This window comes from Burkholderia sp. AU33545, from assembly GCF_020419685.1.
GTDB classification, from domain to species: domain Bacteria; phylum Pseudomonadota; class Gammaproteobacteria; order Burkholderiales; family Burkholderiaceae; genus Burkholderia; species Burkholderia diffusa.
The window spans coordinates 93,242-118,941 of record NZ_JAIZRQ010000003.1; the positions used below are offsets into that span (position 1 = coordinate 93,242).

Here is a 25,700-nt window from a genome sequence, read left to right on the forward strand (position 1 = left end):
GGCGAACGAAGGCGATTCATGCGCGATCGCCCGCGCCGTTACGATTCCGGGTTGAAGGCAGACGTGTCGCCGTCGATCCGGAACACAATCGGATCGCGTGGATAGTGCTTGATGTCCGGAGAGAAATCGTACTTGCCCTCGGTCCAGTAGTACGCGAAGGAGACGAGCAGAATCGCCAGCGAAAATGGCAGCGACAGGCGCCCCCATGTCCAGAAGGCAAGCAGCCCGAGTGCGGCGACGATCGCAAAATAGATCATGGCCGGGCGTCGCGCCTTTGCGAGCGGCTGCCACGTTTCGGGATGAATTCCTGCGGCAATGAATGCGCTCGGATTGAAACGCAACCCCTGATGTGCGAGGCCGCACAGCAGTGCGACAAGCAATTCGTGACGATTTTTGAAGCGAACGCAGCGAATGGCGTCGTCGGCGTCGTAATCCACGAGGCTCGTGCGCAGTGTGTATCGCTTCGCCGGTTCGCGCTTCCCACTTTGTCGCCAGAACTGGAAGTTCGCCGCGCTCATGGTCACTCGGGAAGGCGGGTTGAAGTCAACGTCGCAGCACATGTCCTCGTTCCGCACGACTTCACGCCATTCGATGCACCGTTCCTGCTGCAGGGCCGCCTGGTCCGAGTGCTTGCCGACGCCATATCGGAAGCCGGTTGCGTCGACTTGAAACCAGCCGCCGATATTCATCGTCGCGCGAATCACGATCACCACCGCCCAGGCGAGGCAGGCCAGAATGCAAAGCCATAGAACGAAACCGATGAACCCGGCTCGCGAGGAGGATGCATCGTCGAATGGCGCAACGAGCAATCCGGCGAACATCGTACCGAAAAACAGCATGAAACCGATATTCAGCAGATAGGTATTGAACCGATCTGGAATTCCTTTGCATGTCGGTATCTGTCGAAGGTGTGCAGGCAGCGCGATGACTCGCGGTTTTGCGCTTGTGTCCGGGGCGGATTGCTTCGACGCGTCGTCAGTGCGGGGCGGCAACGCGTCGTCCGAGCGGGTAGTCATGGCGCGTGGCCCCTTGTTCGTAGGATGTGTTTTGGAAATCGGCGAATCGTTCGGATGGTAATCGATCTGGCGGAACGGCTCGCACCGGAATCAGGGTTCCCTGCACGAATGCAAAAGAATCCGGCCGATTGTTTTCTTCTGTGTCGGAAATCCGGAAAGTCGACGGCGTTCGTAGTGACGGCGGAACCCCAATGCTCGACCGGTACGCTCGGGGCGGCCCGAACCGACACCGCCATACCCACGCCTTCGTGCGAAGATTGAGCGATATTCCACCCGCATTCCATCGAGACCGTCGTGATCCGATCGAACCCCGAGGGCAACCCGCAAGCCGGCCATCCGCCGTGGATGGCCGTCGCACTGGCCGAGCTGGGCATTCGCCGCTTCCCGCCCGGCAGCATCAATCCGCGCATCGTCGAGTACAACAACCACACGAACCTCGTCGGCTACGACGACAAGATTTCGTGGTGCTCGTCGTTCGTCAACTGGTGCATGACGCATGCCGGCATCCGCGGCACGGGGTCGGCGCTCGCGCGTTCGTGGCTCGAATGGGGGCGGCCGCTGGAGCGCCCGGTGTACGGTTGCATCGCGATTCTGACGCGCGACGACCCCGCGAGCTGGAAGGGGCACGTCGGGTTCTATCTGCGTCACGACGACGAGCGTGTCCACCTGTTCGGCGGCAATCAGCTCGAAGAGGTGCGCGAACTTGCGTATCCGGTGAGCGAGGTGATCGGTTACCGGTGGCCGGACGCGGGCTGATCGCGCCGCACGCCCGGCCTCCCGCGCACGGACGACGGCGCCGGCGTCGCACGGCGGCCGTGGTCAATCCTGCGCGGCAGCGGCGGCCACGGCCTGCGCTTCACCCGCCGCCTCGTTCCTGCTCCACCCGCCGCCGAGCGATCGATACAACGCGACCGCCGCCAGCGCATGCTCTCGCCGGACCTGATTGAGCGCATCCGAATCCCGCAGATACACTTCCTGCGCCGACAGCACGTCCAGAAAATCCGTCGCGCCGCCCTTATAGAGCTGGTTCGCCAGCCCGAGCGCCTTGTCCGACGCCGAGAGCGCGCTGTCGAGGCGCCGCGTCGCTTCATCGCTGCTGACGAGGTTCGCACGCGCATCCTCGACTTCCCGCAGCGCCTGCAGCATCGTCTGCCGCAACCCGAGTTCCGACTCGCGCATTCGGCTTTCGCTTTGCGTGATGTCGGCGGTGATTCGCCCCGCGTTGAAGATCGGGCTCGTCGCGCTCAACGCCGCGCTGAACAGGTTGTCGGTCAGCGTCGGCAACCCGAGATACGACGCGGCCAGAATCCCGTCCGTCAGGTTCAGCGAGAACTTCGGATACCGCTCGGCCTTCGCGACACCGACCTGCGCCGCGCGCCGCTCGACCTGTGCGTAGGCGGTGAGCACGTCCGGCCGGCGCAGCAGCGCCTGCGATGGCAGCGTGGCGGGCGACCCGGCAGGCGGCGCCGGAATCGCGCCGGCCTGCGCGAGCATGATCCGGTCGTTCGACTCGGGCGTGCGGCCCGAATACACGGCGATCAGGTTGAGCTGATGCGCGATCTGCGCGCGCGTCGGCGGAATCCGCGCTTCGAGCGCATCGAGCTGGTTCTGCGCGCGCGTGACGTCGAGCTCCGTCGACAGCCCAAACGCCTGCCGCTTGCGCGTGAGTTCGAGCGCATGCCGGCGGATCGCCGCGTTGTCCTGGAGGATCTTCAGCTCCTGCTGCGCCCAGCGCAGGTCGACATAGGCCGAGGCCGCATCGGCCGCGAGCGCGAGCCGCATCGCGTCTTCCGCGTGCTTTTGCCCGACCAGCTCGGCCTGCGCGGCCAGCAGGTCGAGCCGTTCGCCGCCGAACACGTCCGGCGACCAGCTCAGCGCGAGTCCCGCGCCGGCCTGCCGCACATAGCCGAGCGGCGGCGGCGTGTTCTGGCGCGCGTCGGACGCACGCGCGGTCGCGTCGAGTTCGGGCAGCAGCACCGCGCGCTTCTGCACGGTCAGCGCCTGCGCCTGCTTCACGCGTTCGGCCGCGGCCTGCAGATCGAGGTTGCCGTCGAGCACGGTCGCGATCAGCCGGTCGAGCACGGGATCGTTGAACTGCGCCCACCATGCGGCGGCGGCGATGTCCGCACGCGGCACGTCGGTGTCCCACGCGGCGGGCGCGAGCGATTGCACGGAATCGTGCAGCGCCGGGTGCTGCGCGGGCTGCACCGCACACCCTGCGGCGAATGCGCTGACGGCCAGCGCGACGAGTAGCTTTTTCATGATGACGACCTTGGCTTCAGTGCGCGTCCGGCGGCGGCGCGTTCAGGGTGATGGGACGGGAAAACGCGACGGCAACCAGAGCGACCACGAAGCACAGCGACAGCGCGTAGTACGCATCCGCGTAGGTGAGCGTCAGCGCTTCGCGATAGATCAGGCGATGCAGGTTCGCGAGGCCGGCCTGCGCGGTATCGAGCGTGTTGCCGGCCACCGAGGTCCAGTACGCGGCCTGGCGGTCGAGCAGCGACGCGACCTGCGGCTCGCCCGCGCTCACGTGTTCGTTCAGGCGCAGGTAGTGGAAGTTGAGCCGGTCGTTGAGCATCGTCGCGCTCACCGCGATGCCGATCGCACCGCCGAGGTTGCGCATCAGGTTGAACAGGCCGCTCGCCGACTTCAGCCGCGACTGCGGCAGCGAGCCCAGTGCCATCGTGACGATCGGCGGCACGCTGAATTGCTGGCCGATGCCGCGCAGCGCCTGCGGCAGCAGCAGCTCCCGCCAGCCCCAGTCATGCGTGATCGGCGTATACAGGTAGCAGCCGAGGCCGAAGCAGATCAGCCCGAACACGAGCAGCACGCGCATGCTGAGGTAGCGTGCGGCGAATGCATACGCGCAGAGCGCGAGCAGCTGGAACGCACCGACCGACAGCAGCGCGATGCCGATCTGCAGCGAGCTGAACGCGCGCACCTGCGCGAGAAACAGCGGTGTCAGGAACACGGTGACGAAGATCCCGATGCCCGTCACGAACGACAGCAGGCTGCCGATCCCGAAGTTGCGCACGGCGAGCGCGCGCAGGTCGACGATCGGGTCTTCCGCGGTCAGTGCGTGCACGATGAACAGGAAGCCGCAGATGCCGGAGATCCACGCGCAGATGACGATCGCATCGTCGCTGAACCAGTTCTTGCGCGGGCCTTCTTCCAGCACGTATTCGAGGCAGCCGAGGAAGCCCGACATCAGCGCGATGCCGAGATAGTCGCCGCGCTTGATGAGGCTGAGATCGGGTTCGTCGATGTGCACGTAGCGCGGCACCAGCGCGGCCACTGCGATGCCCGGCACGAGATTCAGGTAGAACAGCCAGTGCCACGACCATTGATCGGTGATCCAGCCGCCGATCACCGGCCCGATCGCCGGCGCGAGCGACGCGAGCGCGCCGATCGTCGTCGACGCGATCAGCCGCTGCTTGCCCGGAAACAGCACGAACGCGGTCGTGAACACGGTCGGGATCATCGCGGCGCCGAGCGCACCCTGCAGCCCGCGGAACAGGATCATCGAGTTGATGTCCCACGCGAGCCCGCACAGCATGCTCGTGATCGTGAAGCCGACGGCCGACGCGACGAACAGCCAGCGCGTCGACATCACCTTCGACAGCCAGCCCGACATCGGGATCACGATGATCTCGGCGATCAGGTAGGCCGTCTGCACCCAGGACAACTCGTCCTGGCTCGCGGACAGGCCGCCGCCGATGTCGCGCAGCGACGACGCGACGATCTGGATGTCGAGCGTCGCCATGAAGAAGCCGACGCACATCAGCGCGAACGCGAAGACGCGCTGCTTCGTCGGCTGCGACGCGGGGTCGCCGGAAAAGGCGGTGGTCATCTCAGGCTCCCGTTCAGTTCGCGTGGTCGGTATGCACGGTCACGACCGCGGAGAGGCCTGGACGCAGCACATGCTCGATGCCCGGCTGCGGATCGAGATGCACGCGTACCGGCACGCGCTGGACGATCTTCGTGAAGTTGCCGGTCGCGTTCTCGGGCGGCAGCACGCTGAAGGTCGCACCGGTCGCGGGCGCCAGGCTGTCGACGCGGCCGTGCAGGCGCGTGCTCGACGCGTCGAGCGCGACGTCGACGCGATCGCCGGCGCGCATCTTGCGCAGCTGGTCTTCCTTGAAGTTCGCGTCGATCCACAGCCCGGACACGGGCACGACCGTCAGCAGCGGCACGCCGACGTTGGCGAGCATCCCGACGCGGCCCGTGCGGTTGCCAACGTAACCGTCGACGGGCGAGCGGATCGTCGTGTACTCGACGTTGAGCGCCGCGACGCGTTGCGCAGCGAGTGCCGTGTTCACGCGGGCCCGCGCATCGGTGAGCTGCGCGCCGAGCACGTCCAGCTGCCGCTTCGATGCGAGCAGCGCGGCGTCGCTGCGCGCGACGGCCGCATCCGCCTTCGAATAGTCGGCATCCGCGCGTTCGACGATCTGGTTCGACACCGCATCGGATTTCACGAGCTCGCGGTAGCGCACACGGTCGGACGACGCACGCGTGAGCTCTGCCGACGACGCATTCCTGTCCGCGGCATGCTGGCCGATCACCGCGTATTGAAGTTGTTGCTTCGCTTCGAGTTCGGCCACCGCGGCGCGCGCGCTGTCGACTTCGGCGGTCGCCTGCGCGAGCTTCGCATCGTAGTCGCGCGCATCGAGCTGCACGAGCACGTCGCCGGCCTTCACGCGCTGGTTGTCGGTCACGAGAATCCTGTCGACGAAGCCGTTTACCTTCGGCGCGAGGACCGTGACATCGCCGCCGACGTACGCATCGTCGGTGCTTTCCTGGAAGCGCAGCACGAACAGCCAGTCGAGCGCCGCGGCCGCGACCGCGACGACGACGGCGGCCACCGCGATGCGCATCCACGGCACGCGGCGCTGCTGCCTTGCCGGCCGGTCGGTTGTGGCTGCCTCGCGGGAGGCGGCGGCTTGGGTCGTTTCCATCGAATCACCTATGTATATGCACTTACTGAAGCGACCGACGATGCGTCGCCGATCGGGGAGGGGGTTAGCGTTCCGGGAGGTTGTGCGTGATCCGGAACAATTCGTCTCTGAGGCGGGCGGCCTGCGCCGACCCGAACCGCTGCTCGAACGCCTCCTGCGCGGCGAGCCAGTGCACCTGTGCTTCGGCGATCTTCGTTTCGCCTTGCGCGGTCAGCGCGAACGTCTGGCGGCGGCAACGCGGCTCGATCCTGCCCGTGACCAGCGCCGCGCCGACCAGCGGCTTGAGCGCGCGCAACAGCGCGGTGCGCTCGATCACCAGCACCGCCGACAGCATCGCCATCGTTACGCCCGGGCGCTCCCTCAGCAGCGCGAGAATGCTGTACTGCGACGGCGTGACGCCCGCCCGCGACAGGTAGCGCTCGTAGAACTGCGAGATCCGCCGGGCGGCTTGCCGGACCGCGAAGCAATCGTCATCGGTAAGCGTGGTCTTGTGCATGTGCACATGTTAGGTGGCAGAGCGGCCTGAAGCGAGTGGCGGTGCGGGATCAGATTGGTGCCGTGGCTGTACCAATCGACGATGGAACGGCGCGTTTTTGCGCCGGATCAGGCAGCGGCCGGAACAATCCCGCCTTGGCGGTCGCAGTACGCGGCCGTGTAGTCGATGAACGCCTTGACCTTCGCCGGCAGCAGCGCGCGGTTCGCGTAAGCGAGCTTGATTTCGACGAACGCGTCGACGAGGTCGGCACCGTCGAGCAACTGCACGAGCGCGCCCGACGCGAGCTCTGCTTCGACGAGCGTTCTCGGCACGACGCCGATACCGAAGTCATGCATCACCATTTCGCGGTTGAAGACGGGGCTGTTCGACGAGATGTCGAAGCTCAACGGCACGACCAGCGTGTCACCGTCGACGCGGAACGACAGCGCGGGCCGGCGCAGCGACGGCGACATCGGGATGAACGCATGACCGGCGAGGTCGGTCGGCGTTTCGGGACGCGCATGCGTGCGCAGATACGCGGGCGTCGCGACGATCACGACGGGTATGCGTTCGACCAGCCGCACGACGGTCGTCTCGCTCGTCAGCATGTACGGCACGACGATGCCTATGTCGTAGCCTTCGCCGACGAGGTCGACCGGGCGCTCGGTCAGCGTGACGTCGAGGCGCACCTTCGGATGCGCGGCCTTGAAGCCGGCGATCAGCGGCACGAGCCGGTTGAGCGCGGCCGTCGTGTGCGCGACGAGGCGCAGCAGCCCCTCGGGCTCGCGCGTGTGCGACTGCGCCTGCGCTTCCAGCGAATCGAGTTCGTCGAGCACGGCCGCGCAGCGTTCGTAGATGCGCTCGGCGGTCTCGGTCAGCGAGACCTGGCGCGTGGTCCGGTGCAGCAGGCGGCTGCCGAAGCGCGCCTCCAGATCCGCGACCGCCCGCGACACGACCGGCCGCGCGAGGCCGTGCATGTCGGCGGCGCGCGTGAAGCTGCGCATTTCCACCACCGACCGGAAGATCCGCAGCTTGTCGATGTAGTCCATGTCCGTCTCCTCGAGGCGATGGCGGGGCGCCCGATGCACGCGGCCGGCCCGGCCATGTTACGGCGGAGTGTACATTGACTTTATGCATATGCACATATAAATTGCCGATCATGAACGATATCCAGATCGCCCAGGCCTGCAATTGCCTCGCGCTGCGTCAGGCGGCGCGCTTCGTCACGCAACTTTACGAACGACATCTGGCCCCGGTCGGCGTCACGCCCGCGCAGTTCTCGATCATGGCGAATCTGTCGCACCGGCCCGGCCTGGTGATGAGCGAACTCGCCGACACGCTGGTGATGGATCGCACGACGCTGTTGCGCGCGCTGAAGCCGCTGCAGCGCGACGGCTTCGTTGCCGCGGCCGCATCCGAGCATGACGCGCGCGCGCACGCGCTCAGCCTGACGAAGCTCGGCGAGCGCACCTACGCGCAGGCGAAAGTCGCGTGGCAGGCCGCGCAGGACGAGTTCGAGACGCAATTCGGCCGCGGCCGCGCCAAGGCGCTGCGCGACGAGCTGTTCAGCCTGACGGCGCAGCGATAGGCGCAACGCGCGCGGTAGTATGACAAAAGCGATCCGGATCCACCGGACGAGACACGAGGAGCCTCCCCATGCTGCAGTTGAGCGAGCGCGACGACGCGATGTTGCGCGGCGCCTTCGGCGACGGCGTCGCGCGCGCGATGCGGATCGTCGCGCGCACGGCCGAAGTCATGTCGGCGCCGCACCTGATCGACATCACGTCCGCGCATATCGACGGCTGTCTTTACCACGGCCAGACCAGCCTCGACTTCGTCGAATATTTCGTCGACACAGGCGCGCGGGTCGCGGTGCCGACCACGCTGAACGTCGGGTCGCTGGACCTGATCCATCCCGAGCTGTATCACGGCGACCGCACGATCCAGCGCGACGCGCAACGCCTGATGGACGCGCATCTCCAGCTCGGCTGCGCGTCGAGCTTCACGTGCGCACCATATCAACTGAAGAATCGTCCGCGGCTGGGCGAGCAGATCGCGTGGGCCGAATCCAATGCGATCGTGTTCGCCAACTCGGTGCTCGGCGCGCGCACCAGCCGCTACGGCGACTTTCTCGATCTGGCCGCCGCGATCACCGGGCGCGCGCCGTATGCGGGGCTGCACGTCGAATCGAATCGCGCGGCACGGATCGTGTTCAACGCGCCGGATTTCGGCAACCGGCCGTCGCGCGACATCTACTTCGCGGCGCTCGGATTGCTGATCGGCCGGATCGCCGGTGCAACCGTGCCGGCGATCGTCGGGCTGCCGGCAGACACCACCGAAGACGAACTCAAGGCGCTCGGCGCGGCCGCCGCATCGAGCGGCGCGGTCGCGCTGTTCCATGCGGTGGGCGTCACGCCCGAGGCGCCGACGCTCGATGCCGCGCTGCACGGGCAGGCGGCGCAGCGAACCGTCGATGTCGCGATGGCCGATCTCGACGAGATCCGCCGCACGCTGAACCACGGTGCGGCCGGCGATGCGCTCGTCGCGGTCGCGCTCGGCACGCCGCACTTCTCGCTGGCCGAATTCCGCACGCTCGACGCGCTGCTCGACCAGTTCGACGGCAAGCCGAAGTGCGATTTCTACGTGAACACGAGCCGCTTCATCCTGTGGGAACTGGACGAGCTCGGGCTTGCCGGCAAGTTCGACGCGCGCGGCATCCAGATCGTCGTCGACACCTGCACGTACATCACGCCGGTGATGAAACAGCTGTCGGGCCTGGTGATGACGAACTCGGGGAAGTGGGCGTCGTACGCGCCCGCGAACATTGGCGTCACGGTGGCGTACGGCAGCATGCGCGAGTGCGTGCGCTCCGCGTTCGAAGGAAAGGTGCGATTCGATGACTGAAGCAATGGTTCGGAAACTGACGGGCGATACGCTCGTGCCGGGCAGCGCATGCGCGAAGACGATCGTGCTCGACAAGCCGCTCAGCTTCTGGGGCGGCTACGACTCGGGCGCGGGGCGGATCGTCGATCGCGGGCATCCGCAGGCGGGCGCCAGCCTGGCCGGCCGGATCATGGTGATGCCGCACGCGAAGGGATCGAGTTCGAGCAGCAGCGTGCTCGCGGAAGCGGTGCGCAATGGCACGGGGCCGGTCGGGATCGTGCTGAAGGAGCGCGACCTGATCATCTCGATCGGCGCGATCGTCGCCGCCGAACTGTATGCGATCGCGGTGCCGGTGGTGTGCGTGACCGATGCGGTGTACGACGCGATCGTCGCCGCGACGGGCGACGTGCGGATCGAGGCAGGCGAGGGTGACGGCTGCGCGCGGATCGACGTCGGCAGCTGACGCGTCACGCGCTCGCCGGCTTGGAGGAAGCGGGTGTGCAGCGGATCTTCCCGCACGAGCGACAGCGCATTTCTTGCCGCCCGGTCGTGCGGGCCGCCGGATTTCGGCCCATACAATTAGGCTGAACGCCGAACGCCGAACGCCGAACGCCGAACGCCGAACGCCGAACGCCGAACGCCGAACGCCGAACGCCGAACGCCGAACGCCGAACGCCGAACGCCGAACGCAGGATCGTGCTCGGCACGAAGCGGCCGATTGCCGTTCGACCCGACGATGAAATCCCGGCGGGGCGGCTAGTGCCGCCTGCGTTCGCCGGTCATTCGCGCGTGGTCGCGGCGGCCGCTTCCCGATAGGCGCTCGGCGTCTGCCCGGCCCAGCGCCGGAATGCCCGCGTGAAATTCGCCGGATCGGTGAACTGCAGCCGCTCGGCGATCGTCTTCAGGTCGAGATCCGACGCGGACAGCAACTGCTTCGCGTCGCGAAACCGCGCTTCGTCGAGCAGTTGCCGGTAGCTCGACCCGGCTTCCTCGAGCCGGCGCCGCAACGTGCGCGTCGACACGAGCAGCGCGTCGGCGAGCGCCTCCGGACTTGAATAGTTGCCGGCCGTTCGCGCCAGTTCCGCGCGCACGCGCTCGACGAGATCGCCTTCCTCCTGACGCACCTGCGCATACTCGCGCTCGACCTGCACGAGCGCTTGCCGGTGCGCGACTTCGTCGGCGAGCGGCAGCGGCCAGTCGAGTACGTCGCGGGCGATCCACAGCGCGTTCGCCGCACAGCCGAATTCGACCGGCGGCAGCTGGTCGCGATAGCGTGCGAAGTAATCGGGCTGCGGCCATGCGAAGCGCAGCGCGATCGGCGGCGATGCGCGCCCGGACCACTGCGAGATGTTCTGCGCGAGCCCCGTCAGCACGAACTCGAACATCACGTGATGTTGCAGCACCGGGCTTGCCTGCACGCCGTGCAGTTCGAGCGTCGCGCCGTGTTCGTCCTCCGCATAGGTCAGCCGATACTGGCGGTTGCGCATCCGGAAGTAGCGCTGCGTGACGACCAGTGCTTCGCGGATGTCCCGCGCGGTCAGCGTCGCATAACCGAGGAAGCCGTGCACGGTCGGCTTCAGCAGCAGCCCGAACGCGAGCCCGATGCCCGGATCGCCGCCGATCTCGATCGCGTTGAGCACGAGCCGGCCCCATTGCGACGGCGCGACGCGCGCGTCCGGTTCGGCCAGCACGGCGTCGCGCAGCCCGGTTCCCGCGCGCACGGCGGCCGGATCGACGCCGCGCTCGGCGAGCGCCTGCAGCAGCAGGCGCGTATAGGCGACCGGAATCGTCGGCCGGCGTAGCCCGAGGTGGTCCTTGCGTGACGGGGAGGTCATGTCGATTTGGCCGGAAATGACAAGCATTATGGCTGTTTGCCCCCTCACGTTCAAGGCGGCGCGCGGCCTACGATGGCACGTATCGATTATCGGCAGACTCACCATGACGACTTCCTTTCCCCACCTGCTCGCGCCGCTCGACCTCGGCTTCACCACGCTGAAGAATCGGGTGCTGATGGGCTCGATGCACACGGGCCTCGAGGACAGCCGCAAGACGCTGCCGCGGCTCGCCGACTATTTCGCCGAACGCGCGCGCGGCGGCGTGGGCCTGATCGTGACCGGCGGCTTCGCGCCGAACGTGGCCGGCTGGACCAAGCCGTTCGGCGGCACGCTGATGACGTCGGCCGGCGCGCGGCGCCATCGCGTGATCACCGATGCCGTGCATGCGGACGACGGCAAGATCGCGCTGCAGATCCTGCATACCGGCCGCTACGGCTACCACCCGTTCGCGGTCGCGCCGTCGAAGATCAAGTCGCCGATTTCGCCGTTCGCGCCGCACGAACTCAGCGCGCGCGGCGTCGAGCGGCAGATCCGCGCGTTCGTCCGCTGCGCGCAGCTTGCGCGCGAGGGCGGCTACGACGGCGTCGAGATCATGGGCTCCGAGGGCTACCTGATCAACCAGTTCATCTCGATGCATACGAACAAGCGCAGCGACCAGTGGGGCGGTTCGTACGAGAACCGGATCCGGCTGCCGATCGAGATCGTCGAGCGCACGCGCGAGGCGGTCGGCCGCGACTTCATCCTGATCTACCGGCTGTCGATGCTCGACCTGATTCCGGACGGCAGCGACTGGAGCGAGACCGTGCAGCTCGCGAAGGCCGTCGAGCGCGCGGGCGCGACCATCATCAATACCGGGATCGGCTGGCACGAGGCGCGCGTGCCGACGATCGCGACCTCCGTGCCGCGCGGCGCGTTCGCGTGGGTGACGAAGAAGATGAAGGGCGAGGTCGGCATTCCGCTCGTGACGACCAACCGGATCAACCGGCCCGAGGTGGCCGAGCAGATTCTCGCGGACGGCTGCGCGGACATGGTGTCGATGGCGCGCCCGCTGCTCGCGGATGCCGAGTTCGTCGTCAAGGCCGCGCAAGGCCGGGCAGACGAGATCAACACCTGCATCGGCTGCAACCAGGCGTGTCTCGATCACGCGTTCAAGAACAAGATCGCGTCATGCCTGCTGAACCCGCGCGCATGCCACGAGACCGAGCTGGTTTATACGCGCGTGCAGCAGCCCAAGCGCATCGCGGTGGTCGGCGCCGGGCCGGCCGGGCTCGCGTGCTCGACCGTGCTCGCGCAGCGCGGCCACCACGTCGACCTGTTCGACGCGGCGCCGGAGATCGGCGGCCAGTTCAACATGGCGAAGCGGATTCCGGGCAAGGAGGAGTTCGACGAAGCGCTGCGTTACTTCGGCCGTCAGGTCGAGCTGACCGGCGTGAACCTGCACCTGAATCGTCGCGTCGACGCGAGCGACCTGATCGCCGGCGGCTACGACGAGATCGTGCTCGCGACCGGCGTGGCGCCGCGCGACCCGAAGATTCCCGGCCAGGATGGGCCGAACGTGCTCAGCTACATCGACGTGCTGGCCGGCGGGCAGCCTGTTGGCCGGCGTGTCGCGGTGGTCGGCGCCGGCGGCATCGGCTTCGACGTCGCCGAATATCTGGTGCAAGGCGGCGAGTCGCCGACGCTCGATCTGGAAGAGTGGAAAGCGGAGTGGGGCGTGACCGATCCGGCCGCGACGCGCGGCGGCGTGACGCGCGCGCAGGTCGCGGCGCCGGCTCGCGAAGTGACGCTGCTGCAGCGCAAGGCCGCGCCGCTCGGCAAGGGGCTCGGCAAGACGACCGGCTGGATTCACCGCGCGACGCTGAAGATGAAGCAGGTGAAGATGATCGGCGGCGTGAACTACGAACTGATCGATGCGCGCGGGTTGCACGTATCGTACGGCGAGCAGCGCACCGATCATGAACTGATCGAAGCCGACACGATCGTGCTGTGCACGGGGCAGGAACCGCAGCGCGCGCTGCTTGCGCCGTTGCAGGCGGCCGGACGCTCGGTGCATCTGATCGGTGGTGCGGAACTGGCCGCCGAGCTCGATGCGAAGCGGGCGATCGATCAGGGCTCGCGGCTCGCGGCGCGGCTGTAACGGGCGCCGTTCCGGGTTGCGAAGCGGCGGAGTGCGTCACGCGGCGATGGCCCGCCTGCGCGACGCCTCGCGACTTCCCGCGCGGTGATTCATTCGACGTGCCGGGGCATGCGGACGACCTGGAAAGGATGCACCGCGTCGCCATGCAACGTGGCGACGCGATTCTGGCAGAACGCCATTCGCCACCGGCCGGCGGACGTCAGGCCGCTTCGGCCCGCTCTTCCTCTTCCGCTTCCAGCATCGCCTTGACGATCAGGTAGACGGCCGGCAGGTCGTCGTCGTCGCGACGCCAGTCGACCGGCTCCTCGACATCCGCTGCGACCAGCCGGCTATCGCGCAGGCGGATGAACGCATCGACGACGGTCGGATCGTTGCGGCTCAGGAAACCGGTATTCGAGAACGCGAGTTCCTCGACGTTCAGCAGCGCCTGCCAGCTCATTGTGCGGACGGCGGCCGGATGCGTGCGGCGTCGCAGGCCGAGCGCGCGTTGCGCGGGGCCGCCGACGACACGCTGCAGGTCGACGACTGCCCGCTGCGCGGCACGCTCGAAGTGCGCGGGGTTGAAGCCGGGTTGCTCGGGATCGAATGCGGATGACTGGAACATGGTCGCCTCACAAAAGTCCGTCCGTCATGGATGACGGAATTCGGGTCAAATGGTGCAAAAGCACTGTAAATATATACAGTGTTCGAGGCGGTTTCAAGTCCTGAATGCATGTCTGCTTGCCGGCACGGGGGCGAGCGCGGCGGCGACGCTGGCCGACGCGCGTACCGCGCGGCTTTCGCGAACGATTTACACCGACGCCGCGATCGTCTCCCGCAACCACCGATGCGCGGGATCGCGATGCACGCGCTCGTGCCAGAGCATCGACATTTCGTAGCCGGGCACCTCGACCGGCGCCTCCACCACGCGCAGCGCGCGCACGTCGCGCACCAGCCGCTCGGGCAGCATCGCGACGAGATCGGTGCTGGCGACGGCCGACATCACGAACAGGAAATGCGGAACGGACAGCACGACACGCCGTGCGGCGCCCGCCTTCGCGAGCGTTTCGTCGGTCACGCCGAAGAAGCCGCCCCCGTCGGGCGACACGATCACGTGTTCCAGCGCGCCGAACTGCGCGAGCGTCGGGCGCCGCTTCAGCTTCGGATGACCGGCGCGGCCGACGAGCACGTAGCGCTCGACGAACAGGGGCAGGCGCCGCATCCCCTCCGGCGAGCCTTCTGTCGTGTGAAAGGCCAGGTCGATGCCGTTTCGCTCCGCGTCCTGCTCGATGCGCGGCGGCACGAGCTCGACGACGGCGAGTCGCGTCGTGGGGGCGGCCGATCGCAGCGTGTTCAGCGCGGGCAGGACGATCGTCGATTCGCCATAGTCGGTCGCGGCCACGCGCCACGTGTTCGTCGCGGTCGCGGGATCGAACGGCGTGGCCGTCAGCACCGCGCGTTCGACTGCTTCGAGTGCATCCCGTAGCGGCGCGCGCAGCGTTTCCGCGCGCGCGGTCGGCCGCATCCCGCGCGGCCCCGGCAGCAGCAGCGGATCGCCGAACAGATCGCGCAGTTTCTGCAACTGCACGCTGACCGACGGCTGCGACATGTTCAGTTTCTCGGCCGCCCGCGTGACGTTGTGCTCGGCGAGCAGCACGTCGAGCGTGACCAGCAGGTTCAGATCCAGTCGTCTGAGATTGTTCATGGCTATACCTGGGATGTCGGGAATTCATTTCCAATATACCGTCGGCGACGGCATCCTGCAGTCATTCAATCAACGGAGTGACGAACATGAATGTGCTGATCGTTTATGCCCATCCGGAACCGCGTTCGCTGAACGGCGCGCTGCGCGACTTCGCGGTCGAGCATCTCCAAGCCGCGGGCCATGCCGTGCAGGTGACCGATCTGTACGCGATGAACTGGAAGGCCGCGTTCGATGTGCATGACGTGACCGACCGTGCGCCCGACGCGCGCTTCGATCCCGCGCTCGATTCGAAGCGCGCGTTCGAAACGGGCACGCAGCGCGACGACATCGCGCGCGAACAGGCCAAGCTGAAGTGGGCCGACGCGGTGATCCTGCAGTTTCCGCTGTGGTGGTTCTCGATGCCGGCGATCATGAAGGGCTGGGTCGAGCGCGTGTATGCGTATGGCTTCGCGTACGGCGTCGGCGAACACTCCGACCAGCATTGGGGCGACCGTTACGGCGAGGGCTCGCTGGCGGGTAAGCGGGCGATGGTGATCGTCACGACGGGCGGCTGGGAGTCGCACTACAGCGCACGCGGCATCAACGGGCCGATCGACGACGTGCTGTTTCCGATCCAGCACGGGATCCTGTATTACCCGGGGTTCGACGTGCTGCCGCCGTTCGTGATTTACCGGACGGGGCGGATGAACGACGTGCGCTTCGACGAAACGCGTGCTGCGCTCGGCAAGCGTCTGGACGAACTGTGGACCGCGCAGCCGATTCCGTTCCGGCGGCAGAATGCGGGCGACTACGAGATTCCGGCGCTGACGCTGAAGGCGGAGATCGCGCCGGGCAAAGAGGGATTTGCCGCTCATCTTGCGCACGCGTATTGATTGCGCGTGAGAGGCCGTCGCGGGAAAGTGCGGTGTGGGCCTATCGGCGCCTGCAATCAAATCGAGTCGTTTCCGGAGATCGACGCGACGCGTCTGCGCAATAGGCCCGCACGGACCGCGCAGCGAATCCGTCGCGACGGAGGGTGTATGGCGACAACGTCGCCGACAAGATGGGGGCGCAGAAGTAGCCGCGCGGCAACCTGATCCGACGCTGCGGATGTCGAAATGAAACGGGCGGCCCGCAATGCGATCGCAGGCCGCCCGTTTTGTCCGTGCTCGACCGCCTGGTTACCGATCATCCTCCCGCACCGAAGAAGGATGCCGGCACAGCGCCCGCACCTCCATCTCCATATACGGAAACAACGGCAGCTGGCTCAACAGGTCATGCAGCTGCTGCACGCTTTCCACATCGAAAATACTCACGTTCGCATACTGCCCCGCGATACGCCACAGATGCCGCCAGGTCCCTTCGTTCATGAGCCGCTGGCACATCGCCTTCTCTTCGGCCTTCAGCGTGGCCGCCTTGACCGGATCCATGTCCGTCGGCAGACGGACGGTCATTTCCACATGAAACAGCATCCTGTGCTCCTTGCGTTGTCGATTCGTCGAACGGGACGGCCGCTCAGGCCTGCGCCCGCGCCCGCGCGACTTCGCTCGCCGGCACGTCCTGCTTGTCCTTGAGCAGCGAGAAATCGAAGTCGATCAGCGCGAACGGCCCGTCGATGCCATACGGCTTGCCTTGCGCGCCCTCGGCCTGCTTGACCTTCGGGATCAGCCCTTCGCGGGTCGCGAATGCGAAGTCGTCCCAGATGTGCGGGTCGCCTTCGATGTTGATCTGCGTCGTCAGCTTACGATATCCGTCCGCGGAAACGAAGAAGTGGATGTGCGCCGGACGATGGCCGTGGCGGCCGAGCTGATCGAGCAGCTGTTCGGTCTTGCTGCCCGGCGGCACGCTGTAGCCGACCGGCAGCACGCTGCGGAAGCTGTAGCGGCCCTCGGCATCGGTGCGGATCGAGCGGCGCAGATTGAACGCCGGCTGCGACTGATCGAAGTACGAATAGTTGCCCAGATGGTTCGCGTGCCACACCTCGACGAGCGCATTCGCGATCGGCGCGCCGTCCTGACCGAGTACCTGACCGCGCATGATCAGCGTCTGGCCCGGATCGGTGCCGTCGTCGAGACGCGCATGGCCGACCGATTCCGGCGCGCCCGCGACGTACAGCGGCCCTTCGATCGTGCGCGGCGTGCCGCCCTGGAAGCCGGCCTTCTCCTCGGCCTCGTCCATCCGCACGTCGAGGAAGCGCTCGAGGCCGAGGCCCGCGGCGATCAGCCCGAATTCACGGCCGGCTTCGTTCAGGTAGTTGAGCGCGGTCCAGAACTCGCTCGGCTGCACGTCGAAGTCCTCGATCGTGTAGCAGATGTCCTTCACGATCCGGTTGACGATCGCGCGCACGCGCGGGTTGCCGGGCTTTTCCGCGGCGTCGTCGAAGGTTTTCAGCAGGGCGTCGATGGCTTGCTTGTTCATCAGTGTCTCCGGTTTCGGTTGTCGTGTCATGCGGGATCAGCGGGCGTCGCGTCGCATCCGTTCGATGCGGGCCCAGTCGAAGGTGATGCCGAGGCCGGGCGTCGCCGGCAGGTGCAGCTTGAAATCCTGGTAACGCAGCGGCTCGACGAGGATTTCCTCGGTGAGCAGCAGCGGGCCGAACAGCTCGGTGCCCCATTTCAGCGAGCCGAACGTGCTGAACAGTTGCGCGGACGCCATCGTGCCGGCCGCGCCTTCGAGCATCGTGCCGCCGTACAGGTCGATGCCGGCGGCCGACGCGATCGATGCGACGCTCGCCGCACCGAGCAGGCCGCCCGATTGCGCGATCTTCACCGCGAACACGTCGGCCGCACGGTCCTGCGCGAGCGCGAATGCATCGACGGGACCGTGCAGCGCCTCGTCGGCCATGATCGGAATCTGCGCGAGTTGCGTGAGGCGCTTCAGCCCCGCACGGTTGGTCGCCGCGATCGGTTGTTCGACGAGGCTCACGCCGGCCTCCGCGAGTCGGGCGCCCGCGCGGATCGCGTCGGTTTCGGTCCATGCCTGATTCACGTCGACGCGGACGTCGCCGCGCTCGCCGAGCGCGCGCTTGATCGCGATCACGTGCGCGACGTCGTCGTCGACCGCATTCGAGCCGATCTTCAGCTTGAACGCGCGATGGCGGCGCGCGTCGAGCATCGCCTCGGCTTCCGCGATGTCGCGTTGCGTGTCGCCGCTCGCGAGCGTCCACGCCACGTCGACCGCATCGGTCGTGCGGCCGCCGAACAGCTCGGACAGCGGCACGCCGAGGCGGCGCGCCTGCGCGTCGAACAGTGCGGTTTCGAGCGCGCATTTCGCGAACCGGTTGCCCTGGAACAGCTTGCGCGCACGCGCCATCGCGGCGCCCGGTCGCGTCGCGTCCATGCCTTGCAGCAGCGGTGCGAAGTAGGTGTCGATGTTGACCTTGATGCTCTCGGGGCTTTCCTCGCCATACGCGAGACCGCCGATCGTGGTCGCCTCGCCGACGCCCTCGATACCGTCCGTGCATCGAACGCGAACCAGCACGAGGGTCTGGCAATTCATCGTGGCGACCGACAGTTTGTGGGGCCTGATCGTCGGCACGTCGACGAGCAGCGTCTCGACGCGTTCGATGGTGGCGGTAGTTGCTATCATGCGATTCCTCCTGTTGGTGCACATGGTAGGAATTTCCGCCGAGCGGCGTCCAACACTCTTTCCGACTACTTCCATACCTTTGAGGCATGAAATGGAATTGCGCCAGCTCCGGTATTTCATCGCCGTCGCGGAGGAAATGAACATCACGCGGGCGGCGGAGCGCCTGCACATGACGCAGCCGCCGCTGAGCCGCCAGCTCCAGGCGATCGAGGACGAGGTCGGGCTGCCGCTGTTCGAGCGCGGCGCGCGGCCGCTGAAGCTGACCGACGCGGGCCGCGTGTTCTATGCGCAGGCGACGCGCGTCGTCGAACAGGCCGACGAGCTCGGCCCGCTGACGCGGCGGCTCGCGCAGTTGTCGGAGCGGATCGTGATCGGCTTCGTGCCGTCGACGCTCTACGGCGCGCTGCCGGACGTGATCCGCGCGTTTCGCGAGGCGCACCCGGGCGTCGAGCTGTCGCTGATCGAAATGTTCACGCTCGAGCAACTGGGGGCACTGAAGGGCGGGCGGATCGACGTCGGGTTCGGCCGCCTGCGCTTCGACGACGACCAGCTCGTGCGCGAGGCGCTGATCGAGGAAAAGCTGATCGCGGCGCTGCCGGTCGGGCATCCGCTCGCCGATCCGGGCCGGCCGCTGACGCTCGCGGACATCGCGAACGAGACGCTGATCGTCTATCCGAGCACGCCGCGGCCGAGCTTCGCGGACCAGCAGTTGTCCGCGTTGCGCGACGGCGCGCTCGTGCCGGCGGCCGTGCACGAGGTGCGCGAACTGCAGACGGCGCTCGGGCTCGTCGCCGCGCAGGTGGGCGTGTCGCTGGTGCCGGAAAGCGTCGAAGGCGTGCGCGTGAAGGGCGTCGTCTACCGGCGGCTGCCGGAACCCACGGCGACGTCGCCGATCATCATGAGCCGCCGGCTGCACGGCGAAAGCGCCGCGACGACCGCGTTCTGCGCGATCGCGCGGGAGATGATTGCGCCGGCAGCGTAGGGACGGTCGTTTCCGTATTGACTGCAACTAACGGTCAAATTCGGCGCGCCAAGGCGAATGCGGAGCGGGTGTCGCGATGCGATGTCATCTGCCGCTGATGCAGGCGGACAGCGAGCCGGCAAGCCGGGCCGGCCGGTAACCGGCAAGCCAGCGTCCCCGCGACCACTCACCACTTACCGCTTCCCGTCGAGCGTCTCCGAGGGCGACTCCCCGAACTTCTCCCGGTACGCGATCGCGAATCGCCCGAGGTGCGTGAACCCGCAATCGAGCGCGATATCGGCGATCCGTCGCTCGGACACCGACCCGCGCAGCAACTCCCGCGCATGCTCGAGTCGCGTCGCGCGCAGGTATTGCATCGGGCTCATTCCGCGGAACTGCAGGAAGGCGTCACGCAGTGTCCGCTCCGGTACGTTGGCGGCCTGGACGATATCGATGAGCTGCAACGGCTGCGCGTAGTGTGCGTTCACGAACTCCTGCGCGCGCCGCACGAAGCCCGGCGCGGGATCCTGGCGCGCGCTCGGTACCGACGGCGGGTGGCCTTCGATCAGCAAATCGATCAGCAGATGCTCGAGCTGCGACGCGACGCGCGGGTTCGCGTTCGCCCGTTCGAGCAGCGCCGGCGAGCGGGCGACGAGCATCAGCTGCTGGCGCCACGCGGTGAGCGCGGCATCGCTGATGTGCAGCACGGGGTCGAGCATCGCGCGCGGGTCGCCGGTCAGCGAACCGACGGTCGCGGCATCGATGCGCAGCACGAACTGCTCGCAATCGGCGGACAGCACCGCGTCGAAGCGCTCGCCGGGCGCGCACAGCACGCCGGTCTGCCCGTCGACGCCGAGCCGGCGCCCCATCGCGTGGACTTCCGCCTGCCCGGACAGGCAGAACATCAGCAGGTAATAACCGTCGACGGCGTCGACCTGCACGCGCATCGCGTCGCCGAACGCGATGGTGCCGATGCCGAGCCCGCCGAGCCGCACGAAATCCATATGCGATGCGCCTTGCACGCGGCCGCTCGGCAGCAGCGCGTGCGGCTGCATCACGCGCGAGATCCGCTCGCGCGTCTCGTCGAGATCGCGGGATTCGAACAGCCGGTGCGCACGCAGCGCAAGCGGCTCGAACGACGTTGGGGACATGGGCATCAGCCTTGGTATGAACGACGGGCGCTTCGATCCGACGAATGGGTCGGGATCGCGCTCGGGTCGCGTGTGTCGCCATGCTAGCGCAGAAATCCGCCGAAAGTGGATATTGCGCCGCCGCAATCGCACTTTCCGGATAGACGCCGAATTTTAGCTTTTCAAAAATCGGCTCCATGCAATCAACGAAACGGAACCAGAAGGAGTCCGACATGGAGCAGACAGAATCGCCCGTCGTATTCGCCGCGCGCGACGACGCGTCCGATGTGCGCTTTCCGCACGACGACGGCTCGCGCGTGCCGTACAAGGTGTTCAGCTCGCAGGCCGTCTACGAACGCGAGCAGGAACGCATCTTCCGCGGGCCGACATGGAACTTCGTCGCGCTGGAAGCGGAAATCCCGAACGCCGGCGACTTCAAGAGCACGTTCGTCGGCGACACGCCGGTCGTCGTCACGCGCACCGAGGACGGCACGCTGTCCGCATGGGTGAACCGCTGCGCGCACCGCGGCGCGCAGGTGTGCCGCAAGTCGCGCGGCAACGCGAGCTCGCACACGTGCGTCTATCACCAGTGGAGCTTCGACAACCAGGGCAACCTGCTCGGCGTGCCGTTCCGGCGCGGCCAGAAGGGGATGACCGGGATGCCGGCCGACTTCGACCCGAAGCAGCACGGGCTGCGCAAGCTGCGCGTCGACAGCTATCGCGGGCTCGTGTTCGCGACTTTCAGCGATGAAGTGGCGCCGCTGCCCGACTATCTCGGCGAGCAGATGCGTCCGTGGATCGACCGGATCTTCCACAAGCCGATCGAGTATCTCGGCTGCACGCGCCAGTATTCGAAGTCGAACTGGAAGCTGTACATGGAGAACGTGAAGGATCCGTATCACGCGAGCATGCTGCACCTGTTCCATACGACCTTCAACATCTTCCGCGTCGGGATGAAGGCGCGCTCGATTCCGGATGCGAACCACGGGCTGCACAGCATCATCACGGTGACGAAGACGAACGACGACACGTCGGCCGCGTACAAGCAGCAGAACATCCGCTCGTTCGACGAGGGATTCCATCTGGAAGACGAATCGATCCTCGATCTCGTGTCGGAATACGACGAGGACTGCACGAACCATATCCAGCCGATCTTTCCGCAGCTCGTGATCCAGCAGATCCACAACACGCTGGTCGCGCGCCAGATCCTGCCGAAGGGGCCGGACAACTTCGAGCTGATCTTCCACTTCTTCGGCTACGCGGACGACACGCCCGAACTGCGCGCGCTGCGCATCAAGCAGGCGAACCTGGTCGGGCCGGCCGGCTACATCTCGATGGAAGACACGGAAGCGACCGAGCTGGTGCAGCGCGGCACGGTGCGCGACGCCGACGCGACGTCGGTGATCGAGATGTCGCGCGGCAACCCGGATCAGCAGGACACGGTGATCACCGAAAGCCTGATCCGCAAGTTCTGGGTCGGGTACCAGAAGCTGATGGGCTATCGAAGCGGGAGCGCGCAATGATGGAAAACCTGACGGAAGACATGAAGACGTGGTTCGAGATTTACATGCTCCAGAACCGCTACATCGGCCACCTCGACAACGACCGGCTCGAACACTGGCCGGAAATGTTCACCGAGGACTGCACATACGAGATCGTGCCGAAGGAGAACGCGGATCTCGGGCTGCCGGTCGGGATCGTCCACTGCACGAACCAGCGGATGCTGCGCGACCGCGTGGTGTCGCTGCGGCACGCGAACATCTTTGAAGAGCACACGTACCGGCACATGACGTCGGGGCTCACGATCGTTGCGGAGCGCGACGGCGAGATCGACACGGAGAGCAATTACGTGGTCGTGCAGACGCGCAGCAACGGCGAATCGAACGTGTACCAGGCCGGCAAGTATTACGACACGGTCGTGCGCACGCCCGACGGGCTGCGCTACAAGACCAAGCGCGTGATCTACGACACGTCGCGCGTGCAGACGCTGCTCGCCACCCCGATCTGACAGCCAAGGAAACGACATGACCGAAGCAACGCTCGCCGAATGGCATCCGCTGGGCGCATTCGACGAATTCTCCGAAGACGAACCGGCGGCGCGCGTCGCCGGCCAGAAGCCGATCGCGGTGTTCCGGATCGGCGACGAACTGTTCGCGATGCACGACCTCTGTTCGCATGGTCACGCGCGGCTGTCCGAAGGCTATGTGGAAGACGGTTGCGTCGAATGCCCGCTGCACCAGGGGCTGATCGACATTCGCACGGGTGCGCCGAAGTGCGCGCCGATCACCGAGCCGGTGCGCACTTATCCGATCCGGATCGTCGAAGGTCAGGTGGAAGTCAATGTCGGCTGACCCGTTCGTGATCGTCGGTGCCGGCCATGCGGCGCGGCGCACGGCCGAGGCGCTGCGCGCGCGCGACGCCGACGCACGCATCGTGATGATCGGCGCGGAGCGCGAACTGCCGTACGACCGGCCCGCGCTGTCGAAGGACGCGCTGCTGGGCGACGGCGGCGAGCAGCGTGCGTTCATCCGCGATGCGGCATGGTACGACGCGCAGCGCATCGAGCTGCGGCTCGGCACGCGCGTCGATGCGATCGAGCGCGATGCGCAGCGTGTGCGGCTCGACGACGGCGCGACGTTGCCGTTCGCCCGCCTCGTGCTCGCGACGGGTTCGCGCGTGCGTGCGTTCGGCGGGCCGGTCGACGAAGGCATCGTCCCGCATTACGTGCGCACCGTTGCCGACGCGCGTGCGTTGCGCGCGCAGCTCGCGCCGGGGCGCCGCGTGGCGGTGCTCGGCGGCGGCTTCATCGGCCTCGAGGTGGCGGCCGCGGCACGCCAGCTCGGTTGCGACGTGACGGTGATCGACCCGGCTGCGCGCTTGCTGCAGCGTGCGTTGCCGGAAGTCGTCGGCGCGTATGCGCGGCAACTGCATGACGCGCGCGGCGTGGTCTTCCAGATGGCGACGCTGCCGCGCGCGATTCGCCGCGCACCGGGCGGCGGCGCGATCGTCGAGACCGATCGCGGCGACGTGCAGGCCGATATCGTCGTGGTCGGCATCGGCGTCGTGCCCAACGTCGAACTCGCGCAGGCGGCCGGCCTCGAGGTCGACAACGGTATCCGTGTCGATGCGGGATGCCGGACGGCCGATCCCGCGATCTTCGCGGCGGGCGAGGTGACGATGCACTTCAATCCGCTGCTCGGGCGTCACGTGCGGATCGAGTCGTGGCAGGTCGCCGAGAATCAGCCGGCGGTCGCGGCCGCGAACCTGCTGGGGGCGGACGAAACGTATGCCGAGCTGCCCTGGCTGTGGTCCGATCAGTACGATTGCAACCTGCAGATGCTCGGGCTGTTCGGCGGCGAGCGAACGATCGTCGTGCGTGGCGATCCCGCGAGCGGGCCGTTCACGGTGTTCGGGCTGGACGACACCGGGAAGATCGCTGCGGTGGCGGCGGCGAATCTGGGGCGCGACATCGGTGCATCGCGGCGCCTGATCGCGGCAGGCGCCGTGCCGGATCCGGCGAAGCTCGCCGATCCGGCGGTGAACCTGAAGACCTTTCTCTGAGGCAGTGCGCGAACGCGGCCGGCGAGGCCGTGTTCGCGCCGGGTAGCTGAAACGTCGAGCGTGACCTGTTCCGGACGACCTTTCCGGCCCGGGCAACGCGCGCGGGTTTGTCGAGGGCCGGCGATCGGTGCATATTAGCGGCATTGCCGTTTCACCGGTCGCCCATGACGCCAGATAAAGCCCTCGAACTGAAACGCAGCAAGCGCCGCGCGCTATGGCTGCTGCTGGCCGCGGTCGCGGTATTCGTCACGACGATCCTGCTGCCGCGCGGCCCGTGGGTCGACGGTTTCAAGGCGGTGGCCGAGGCCGCGATGGTTGGCGCGCTCGCCGACTGGTTCGCGGTCGTCGCGCTGTTTCGCCGCGTGCCGATTCCGTTCGTGTCGCGCCACACCGAAATCATCCCGAAGAACAAGGACAAGATCGCCGACAACCTCGCGGTGTTCGTGCGCGAGAAATTCCTCGGTCCCGACGCACTCGTCGCGCAGATCCGCCAGCACGATCCCGCACGGAAACTCGGCGCATGGCTCGGCGAGCCCGCGAACACCGACGCGCTCGGCGGCTACGTGACGAAGCTGATGAGCTTCGCGCTCGACATGACCGACGATGCGCGGATCCAGTCGTTCGTCCACGACGCGTTCCGCGCGGTGATCGACCGCATCGACCTGTCGCAATCGCTGGGCGCGATCCTCGACACGCTGACGAAGGACGGCCGCCACCAGGCGTTGCTCGACGATGCGATCGAGCAGGTAGTCGACGTGCTCGACAAGGAGGAGAACCGTGAAGTGATCGCGGGCTTCATCGTCGAATGGCTGAAGACGCAATACCCGAAGGTCGAGAAGATCATGCCGACGCAGTGGTTCGGCGAGAACGGCGCGCGCATGCTGGCGAGCGCGGTGAGCCGCGTGCTCGAGGGCGTGGCGGCCGATCCGGAGCACGAGTTGCGGCAGCGCTTCGACCGCACGGTCGTGCGGCTCACCGAGCGGCTGAAGCATGACCCTGCGTTCATCGCGAAGGGTGACGAGATCAAGCGCTACATTCGCGACGGCGACGCGTTCAATGACTATGTGCGCGATCTGTGGGACCAGTTGCGCGCATGGCTGAAGGCCGATCTCGCGCGGCCCGATTCGACGCTGCACCGGCAGGCCGCGACGCTCGGCGGCTGGCTCGGCGCGCGGCTCGCGCAGAGCCCGGCGCTGCGTGCGTCGCTGAACGAGCACATCGAGAAGGCCGTGCACGAGATGGCGCCGGATTTCGCGGATTTCCTGATGCGTCATATTCGCGATACGGTGCGCAACTGGGATGCGCGCGAGATGTCGCGGCAGATCGAGTTGAACATCGGCAAGGACCTGCAGTACATCCGCATCAACGGCACGCTGGTCGGCGGGCTGATCGGGCTCGGGCTGTATCTGGTCTCGCTGGTGCCGCGCTGGGCGGCGGAGTGGCTGCATTGATGCGGGCGCGGCCGGTCGGTTGTCCGGAAATTGAACGTGGCG

General features: G+C 67.0%; 25 protein-coding genes. 12 read left to right on the forward strand and 13 right to left on the reverse strand.

Annotated features, from left to right (window positions below; all coding sequences use genetic code 11):
* Positions 1-38: 38 nt before the first annotated feature.
* On the reverse strand, positions 39-1,016 hold the full coding sequence (locus LGM71_RS10490; RefSeq protein ID WP_226114812.1) for a hypothetical protein: 978 nt from the start codon (positions 1,014-1,016) through the stop codon (positions 39-41).
* Between the two features lie 345 nt (positions 1,017-1,361).
* Here LGM71_RS10490 and LGM71_RS10495 point away from each other — a divergent pair, with 345 nt between their 5' ends.
* Positions 1,362-1,772, forward strand: coding sequence for a TIGR02594 family protein (locus LGM71_RS10495; protein ID WP_175815266.1), 411 nt, complete (start codon positions 1,362-1,364; stop codon positions 1,770-1,772).
* 63 nt (positions 1,773-1,835) lie between these two features.
* Here LGM71_RS10495 and LGM71_RS10500 read toward each other — a convergent pair whose 3' ends face one another.
* From LGM71_RS10500 to LGM71_RS10520, 5 genes are all read right to left on the reverse strand, one after another.
* Entirely contained in the window at positions 1,836-3,278 is a 1,443-nt protein-coding gene (locus LGM71_RS10500; RefSeq protein WP_226114813.1) for an efflux transporter outer membrane subunit, read from the reverse strand.
* A 16-nt stretch (positions 3,279-3,294) separates the two neighbouring features.
* Complete coding sequence (locus LGM71_RS10505) at positions 3,295-4,869, reverse strand: DHA2 family efflux MFS transporter permease subunit (RefSeq protein ID WP_226114814.1); 1,575 nt, start codon at positions 4,867-4,869, stop codon at positions 3,295-3,297.
* Positions 4,870-4,882: 13 nt separating this feature from the next.
* A complete protein-coding gene (locus LGM71_RS10510) occupies positions 4,883-5,974 on the reverse strand; it encodes an HlyD family secretion protein (RefSeq protein ID WP_226114815.1) in 1,092 nt (363 codons plus the stop codon).
* 64 nt (positions 5,975-6,038) lie between these two features.
* Positions 6,039-6,470 carry a MarR family winged helix-turn-helix transcriptional regulator gene (locus LGM71_RS10515; RefSeq protein WP_059601511.1) on the reverse strand — a complete coding sequence of 144 codons (432 nt, stop codon included), beginning with the start codon at positions 6,468-6,470 and terminating at the stop codon, positions 6,039-6,041.
* Positions 6,471-6,577: 107 nt separating this feature from the next.
* Complete coding sequence (locus LGM71_RS10520) at positions 6,578-7,498, reverse strand: LysR family transcriptional regulator (protein WP_059601513.1); 921 nt, start codon at positions 7,496-7,498, stop codon at positions 6,578-6,580.
* A 110-nt stretch (positions 7,499-7,608) separates the two neighbouring features.
* Between LGM71_RS10520 and LGM71_RS10525 the strand changes: the two genes are divergently transcribed.
* The 3 genes from LGM71_RS10525 (at position 7,609) to LGM71_RS10535 (ending at position 9,795) form a co-directional block, all read left to right on the forward strand.
* On the forward strand, positions 7,609-8,037 hold the full coding sequence (locus LGM71_RS10525; RefSeq protein WP_059601516.1) for a MarR family winged helix-turn-helix transcriptional regulator: 429 nt from the start codon (positions 7,609-7,611) through the stop codon (positions 8,035-8,037).
* Between the two features lie 68 nt (positions 8,038-8,105).
* Positions 8,106-9,353, forward strand: coding sequence for an aconitase X (locus tag LGM71_RS10530; protein ID WP_226114816.1), 1,248 nt, complete (start codon positions 8,106-8,108; stop codon positions 9,351-9,353).
* On the forward strand, positions 9,346-9,795 hold the full coding sequence (locus tag LGM71_RS10535) for an aconitase X swivel domain-containing protein (protein WP_124901348.1): 450 nt from the start codon (positions 9,346-9,348) through the stop codon (positions 9,793-9,795). The genes LGM71_RS10530 and LGM71_RS10535 overlap by 8 nt, the downstream gene beginning before the upstream one ends.
* 316 nt (positions 9,796-10,111) lie before the next feature.
* On the opposite strand, the gene LGM71_RS10540 is transcribed toward LGM71_RS10535, so the two are convergent.
* Positions 10,112-11,194 carry an AraC family transcriptional regulator gene (locus LGM71_RS10540; RefSeq protein ID WP_174908528.1) on the reverse strand — a complete coding sequence of 361 codons (1,083 nt, stop codon included), beginning with the start codon at positions 11,192-11,194 and terminating at the stop codon, positions 10,112-10,114.
* Between the two features lie 76 nt (positions 11,195-11,270).
* On the opposite strand from LGM71_RS10540, the gene LGM71_RS10545 reads away from it, so the two are divergent.
* Positions 11,271-13,304: an NADPH-dependent 2,4-dienoyl-CoA reductase gene (locus LGM71_RS10545; protein WP_151048354.1), complete on the forward strand. Its 2,034-nt coding sequence runs from the start codon at positions 11,271-11,273 to the stop codon at positions 13,302-13,304.
* Between the two features lie 199 nt (positions 13,305-13,503).
* Here LGM71_RS10545 and LGM71_RS10550 read toward each other — a convergent pair whose 3' ends face one another.
* Positions 13,504-13,908, reverse strand: coding sequence for a DUF2471 family protein (locus tag LGM71_RS10550; protein ID WP_059601528.1), 405 nt, complete (start codon positions 13,906-13,908; stop codon positions 13,504-13,506).
* Positions 13,909-14,094: 186 nt separating this feature from the next.
* Positions 14,095-14,988: a LysR family transcriptional regulator gene (locus tag LGM71_RS10555; RefSeq protein WP_226114817.1), complete on the reverse strand. Its 894-nt coding sequence runs from the start codon at positions 14,986-14,988 to the stop codon at positions 14,095-14,097.
* Between the two features lie 86 nt (positions 14,989-15,074).
* Between LGM71_RS10555 and LGM71_RS10560 the strand changes: the two genes are divergently transcribed.
* On the forward strand, positions 15,075-15,860 hold the full coding sequence (locus tag LGM71_RS10560) for an NAD(P)H-dependent oxidoreductase (RefSeq protein ID WP_226114818.1): 786 nt from the start codon (positions 15,075-15,077) through the stop codon (positions 15,858-15,860).
* Between the two features lie 288 nt (positions 15,861-16,148).
* Here the strand turns inward: LGM71_RS10560 and catC are convergent, their stop codons facing one another.
* From catC to LGM71_RS10575, 3 genes are read right to left on the reverse strand one after another with little or no spacing between them, the layout of a single operon-like run.
* A complete protein-coding gene (gene catC / locus LGM71_RS10565) occupies positions 16,149-16,439 on the reverse strand; it encodes a muconolactone Delta-isomerase (RefSeq protein WP_011355923.1) in 291 nt (96 codons plus the stop codon).
* 43 nt (positions 16,440-16,482) lie between these two features.
* Positions 16,483-17,385 (reverse strand): catechol 1,2-dioxygenase, encoded by a 903-nt coding sequence (gene catA / locus LGM71_RS10570; protein WP_124901343.1) that lies wholly within the window; start codon positions 17,383-17,385, stop codon positions 16,483-16,485.
* Positions 17,386-17,421: 36 nt separating this feature from the next.
* Positions 17,422-18,555 carry a muconate/chloromuconate family cycloisomerase gene (locus LGM71_RS10575; protein WP_059601568.1) on the reverse strand — a complete coding sequence of 378 codons (1,134 nt, stop codon included), beginning with the start codon at positions 18,553-18,555 and terminating at the stop codon, positions 17,422-17,424.
* A gap of 91 nt (positions 18,556-18,646) precedes the next feature.
* Between LGM71_RS10575 and LGM71_RS10580 the strand changes: the two genes are divergently transcribed.
* Positions 18,647-19,537 (forward strand): LysR family transcriptional regulator, encoded by an 891-nt coding sequence (locus LGM71_RS10580; RefSeq protein ID WP_059601570.1) that lies wholly within the window; start codon positions 18,647-18,649, stop codon positions 19,535-19,537.
* A 173-nt stretch (positions 19,538-19,710) separates the two neighbouring features.
* On the opposite strand, the gene andR is transcribed toward LGM71_RS10580, so the two are convergent.
* The gene (andR, locus tag LGM71_RS10585) at positions 19,711-20,667 is read right to left on the reverse strand and encodes an anthranilate 1,2-dioxygenase regulatory protein AndR (protein WP_059601572.1); all 957 of its coding nucleotides are present in this window, start codon (positions 20,665-20,667) and stop codon (positions 19,711-19,713) included.
* 212 nt (positions 20,668-20,879) lie between these two features.
* Here andR and andAc point away from each other — a divergent pair, with 212 nt between their 5' ends.
* From andAc to LGM71_RS10610, 5 genes are all read left to right on the forward strand, one after another.
* Complete coding sequence (andAc, locus tag LGM71_RS10590) at positions 20,880-22,169, forward strand: anthranilate 1,2-dioxygenase large subunit AndAc (RefSeq protein WP_151048358.1); 1,290 nt, start codon at positions 20,880-20,882, stop codon at positions 22,167-22,169.
* The gene (andAd, locus tag LGM71_RS10595) at positions 22,166-22,654 is read left to right on the forward strand and encodes an anthranilate 1,2-dioxygenase small subunit AndAd (RefSeq protein WP_059601577.1); all 489 of its coding nucleotides are present in this window, start codon (positions 22,166-22,168) and stop codon (positions 22,652-22,654) included. The genes andAc and andAd overlap by 4 nt, the downstream gene beginning before the upstream one ends.
* Before the next feature lie 16 nt (positions 22,655-22,670).
* Entirely contained in the window at positions 22,671-22,997 is a 327-nt protein-coding gene (andAb, locus tag LGM71_RS10600) for an anthranilate 1,2-dioxygenase ferredoxin subunit AndAb (RefSeq protein ID WP_124621049.1), read from the forward strand.
* Positions 22,987-24,207, forward strand: a complete 1,221-nt coding sequence (andAa, locus tag LGM71_RS10605; protein WP_226114819.1) for an anthranilate 1,2-dioxygenase system ferredoxin--NAD(+) reductase — start codon at positions 22,987-22,989, stop codon at positions 24,205-24,207. The genes andAb and andAa overlap by 11 nt, the downstream gene beginning before the upstream one ends.
* Positions 24,208-24,371: 164 nt before the next feature.
* On the forward strand, positions 24,372-25,658 hold the full coding sequence (locus LGM71_RS10610; protein ID WP_226114820.1) for a DUF445 domain-containing protein: 1,287 nt from the start codon (positions 24,372-24,374) through the stop codon (positions 25,656-25,658).
* The last annotated feature ends 42 nt before the right edge of the window (positions 25,659-25,700 follow it).

What these genes read in the sequence shown, in the direction of transcription:
- LGM71_RS10490 (WP_226114812.1), bottom strand. Translation starts at nt 1,016, where the DNA reads ATGACTACCCGCTCGGACGACGCGTTGCCGCCCCGCACTGACGACGCG.
- LGM71_RS10495 (WP_175815266.1), top strand. Translation starts at nt 1,362, where the DNA reads ATGGCCGTCGCACTGGCCGAGCTGGGCATTCGCCGCTTCCCGCCCGGC.
- LGM71_RS10500 (WP_226114813.1), bottom strand. Translation starts at nt 3,278, where the DNA reads ATGAAAAAGCTACTCGTCGCGCTGGCCGTCAGCGCATTCGCCGCAGGG.
- LGM71_RS10505 (WP_226114814.1), bottom strand. Translation starts at nt 4,869, where the DNA reads ATGACCACCGCCTTTTCCGGCGACCCCGCGTCGCAGCCGACGAAGCAG.
- LGM71_RS10510 (WP_226114815.1), bottom strand. Translation starts at nt 5,974, where the DNA reads ATGGAAACGACCCAAGCCGCCGCCTCCCGCGAGGCAGCCACAACCGAC.
- LGM71_RS10515 (WP_059601511.1), bottom strand. Translation starts at nt 6,470, where the DNA reads ATGCACAAGACCACGCTTACCGATGACGATTGCTTCGCGGTCCGGCAA.
- LGM71_RS10520 (WP_059601513.1), bottom strand. Translation starts at nt 7,498, where the DNA reads ATGGACTACATCGACAAGCTGCGGATCTTCCGGTCGGTGGTGGAAATG.
- LGM71_RS10525 (WP_059601516.1), top strand. Translation starts at nt 7,609, where the DNA reads ATGAACGATATCCAGATCGCCCAGGCCTGCAATTGCCTCGCGCTGCGT.
- LGM71_RS10530 (WP_226114816.1), top strand. Translation starts at nt 8,106, where the DNA reads ATGCTGCAGTTGAGCGAGCGCGACGACGCGATGTTGCGCGGCGCCTTC.
- LGM71_RS10535 (WP_124901348.1), top strand. Translation starts at nt 9,346, where the DNA reads ATGACTGAAGCAATGGTTCGGAAACTGACGGGCGATACGCTCGTGCCG.
- LGM71_RS10540 (WP_174908528.1), bottom strand. Translation starts at nt 11,194, where the DNA reads ATGCTTGTCATTTCCGGCCAAATCGACATGACCTCCCCGTCACGCAAG.
- LGM71_RS10545 (WP_151048354.1), top strand. Translation starts at nt 11,271, where the DNA reads ATGACGACTTCCTTTCCCCACCTGCTCGCGCCGCTCGACCTCGGCTTC.
- LGM71_RS10550 (WP_059601528.1), bottom strand. Translation starts at nt 13,908, where the DNA reads ATGTTCCAGTCATCCGCATTCGATCCCGAGCAACCCGGCTTCAACCCC.
- LGM71_RS10555 (WP_226114817.1), bottom strand. Translation starts at nt 14,988, where the DNA reads ATGAACAATCTCAGACGACTGGATCTGAACCTGCTGGTCACGCTCGAC.
- LGM71_RS10560 (WP_226114818.1), top strand. Translation starts at nt 15,075, where the DNA reads ATGAATGTGCTGATCGTTTATGCCCATCCGGAACCGCGTTCGCTGAAC.
- catC (WP_011355923.1), bottom strand. Translation starts at nt 16,439, where the DNA reads ATGCTGTTTCATGTGGAAATGACCGTCCGTCTGCCGACGGACATGGAT.
- catA (WP_124901343.1), bottom strand. Translation starts at nt 17,385, where the DNA reads ATGAACAAGCAAGCCATCGACGCCCTGCTGAAAACCTTCGACGACGCC.
- LGM71_RS10575 (WP_059601568.1), bottom strand. Translation starts at nt 18,555, where the DNA reads ATGATAGCAACTACCGCCACCATCGAACGCGTCGAGACGCTGCTCGTC.
- LGM71_RS10580 (WP_059601570.1), top strand. Translation starts at nt 18,647, where the DNA reads ATGGAATTGCGCCAGCTCCGGTATTTCATCGCCGTCGCGGAGGAAATG.
- andR (WP_059601572.1), bottom strand. Translation starts at nt 20,667, where the DNA reads ATGTCCCCAACGTCGTTCGAGCCGCTTGCGCTGCGTGCGCACCGGCTG.
- andAc (WP_151048358.1), top strand. Translation starts at nt 20,880, where the DNA reads ATGGAGCAGACAGAATCGCCCGTCGTATTCGCCGCGCGCGACGACGCG.
- andAd (WP_059601577.1), top strand. Translation starts at nt 22,166, where the DNA reads ATGATGGAAAACCTGACGGAAGACATGAAGACGTGGTTCGAGATTTAC.
- andAb (WP_124621049.1), top strand. Translation starts at nt 22,671, where the DNA reads ATGACCGAAGCAACGCTCGCCGAATGGCATCCGCTGGGCGCATTCGAC.
- andAa (WP_226114819.1), top strand. Translation starts at nt 22,987, where the DNA reads ATGTCGGCTGACCCGTTCGTGATCGTCGGTGCCGGCCATGCGGCGCGG.
- LGM71_RS10610 (WP_226114820.1), top strand. Translation starts at nt 24,372, where the DNA reads ATGACGCCAGATAAAGCCCTCGAACTGAAACGCAGCAAGCGCCGCGCG.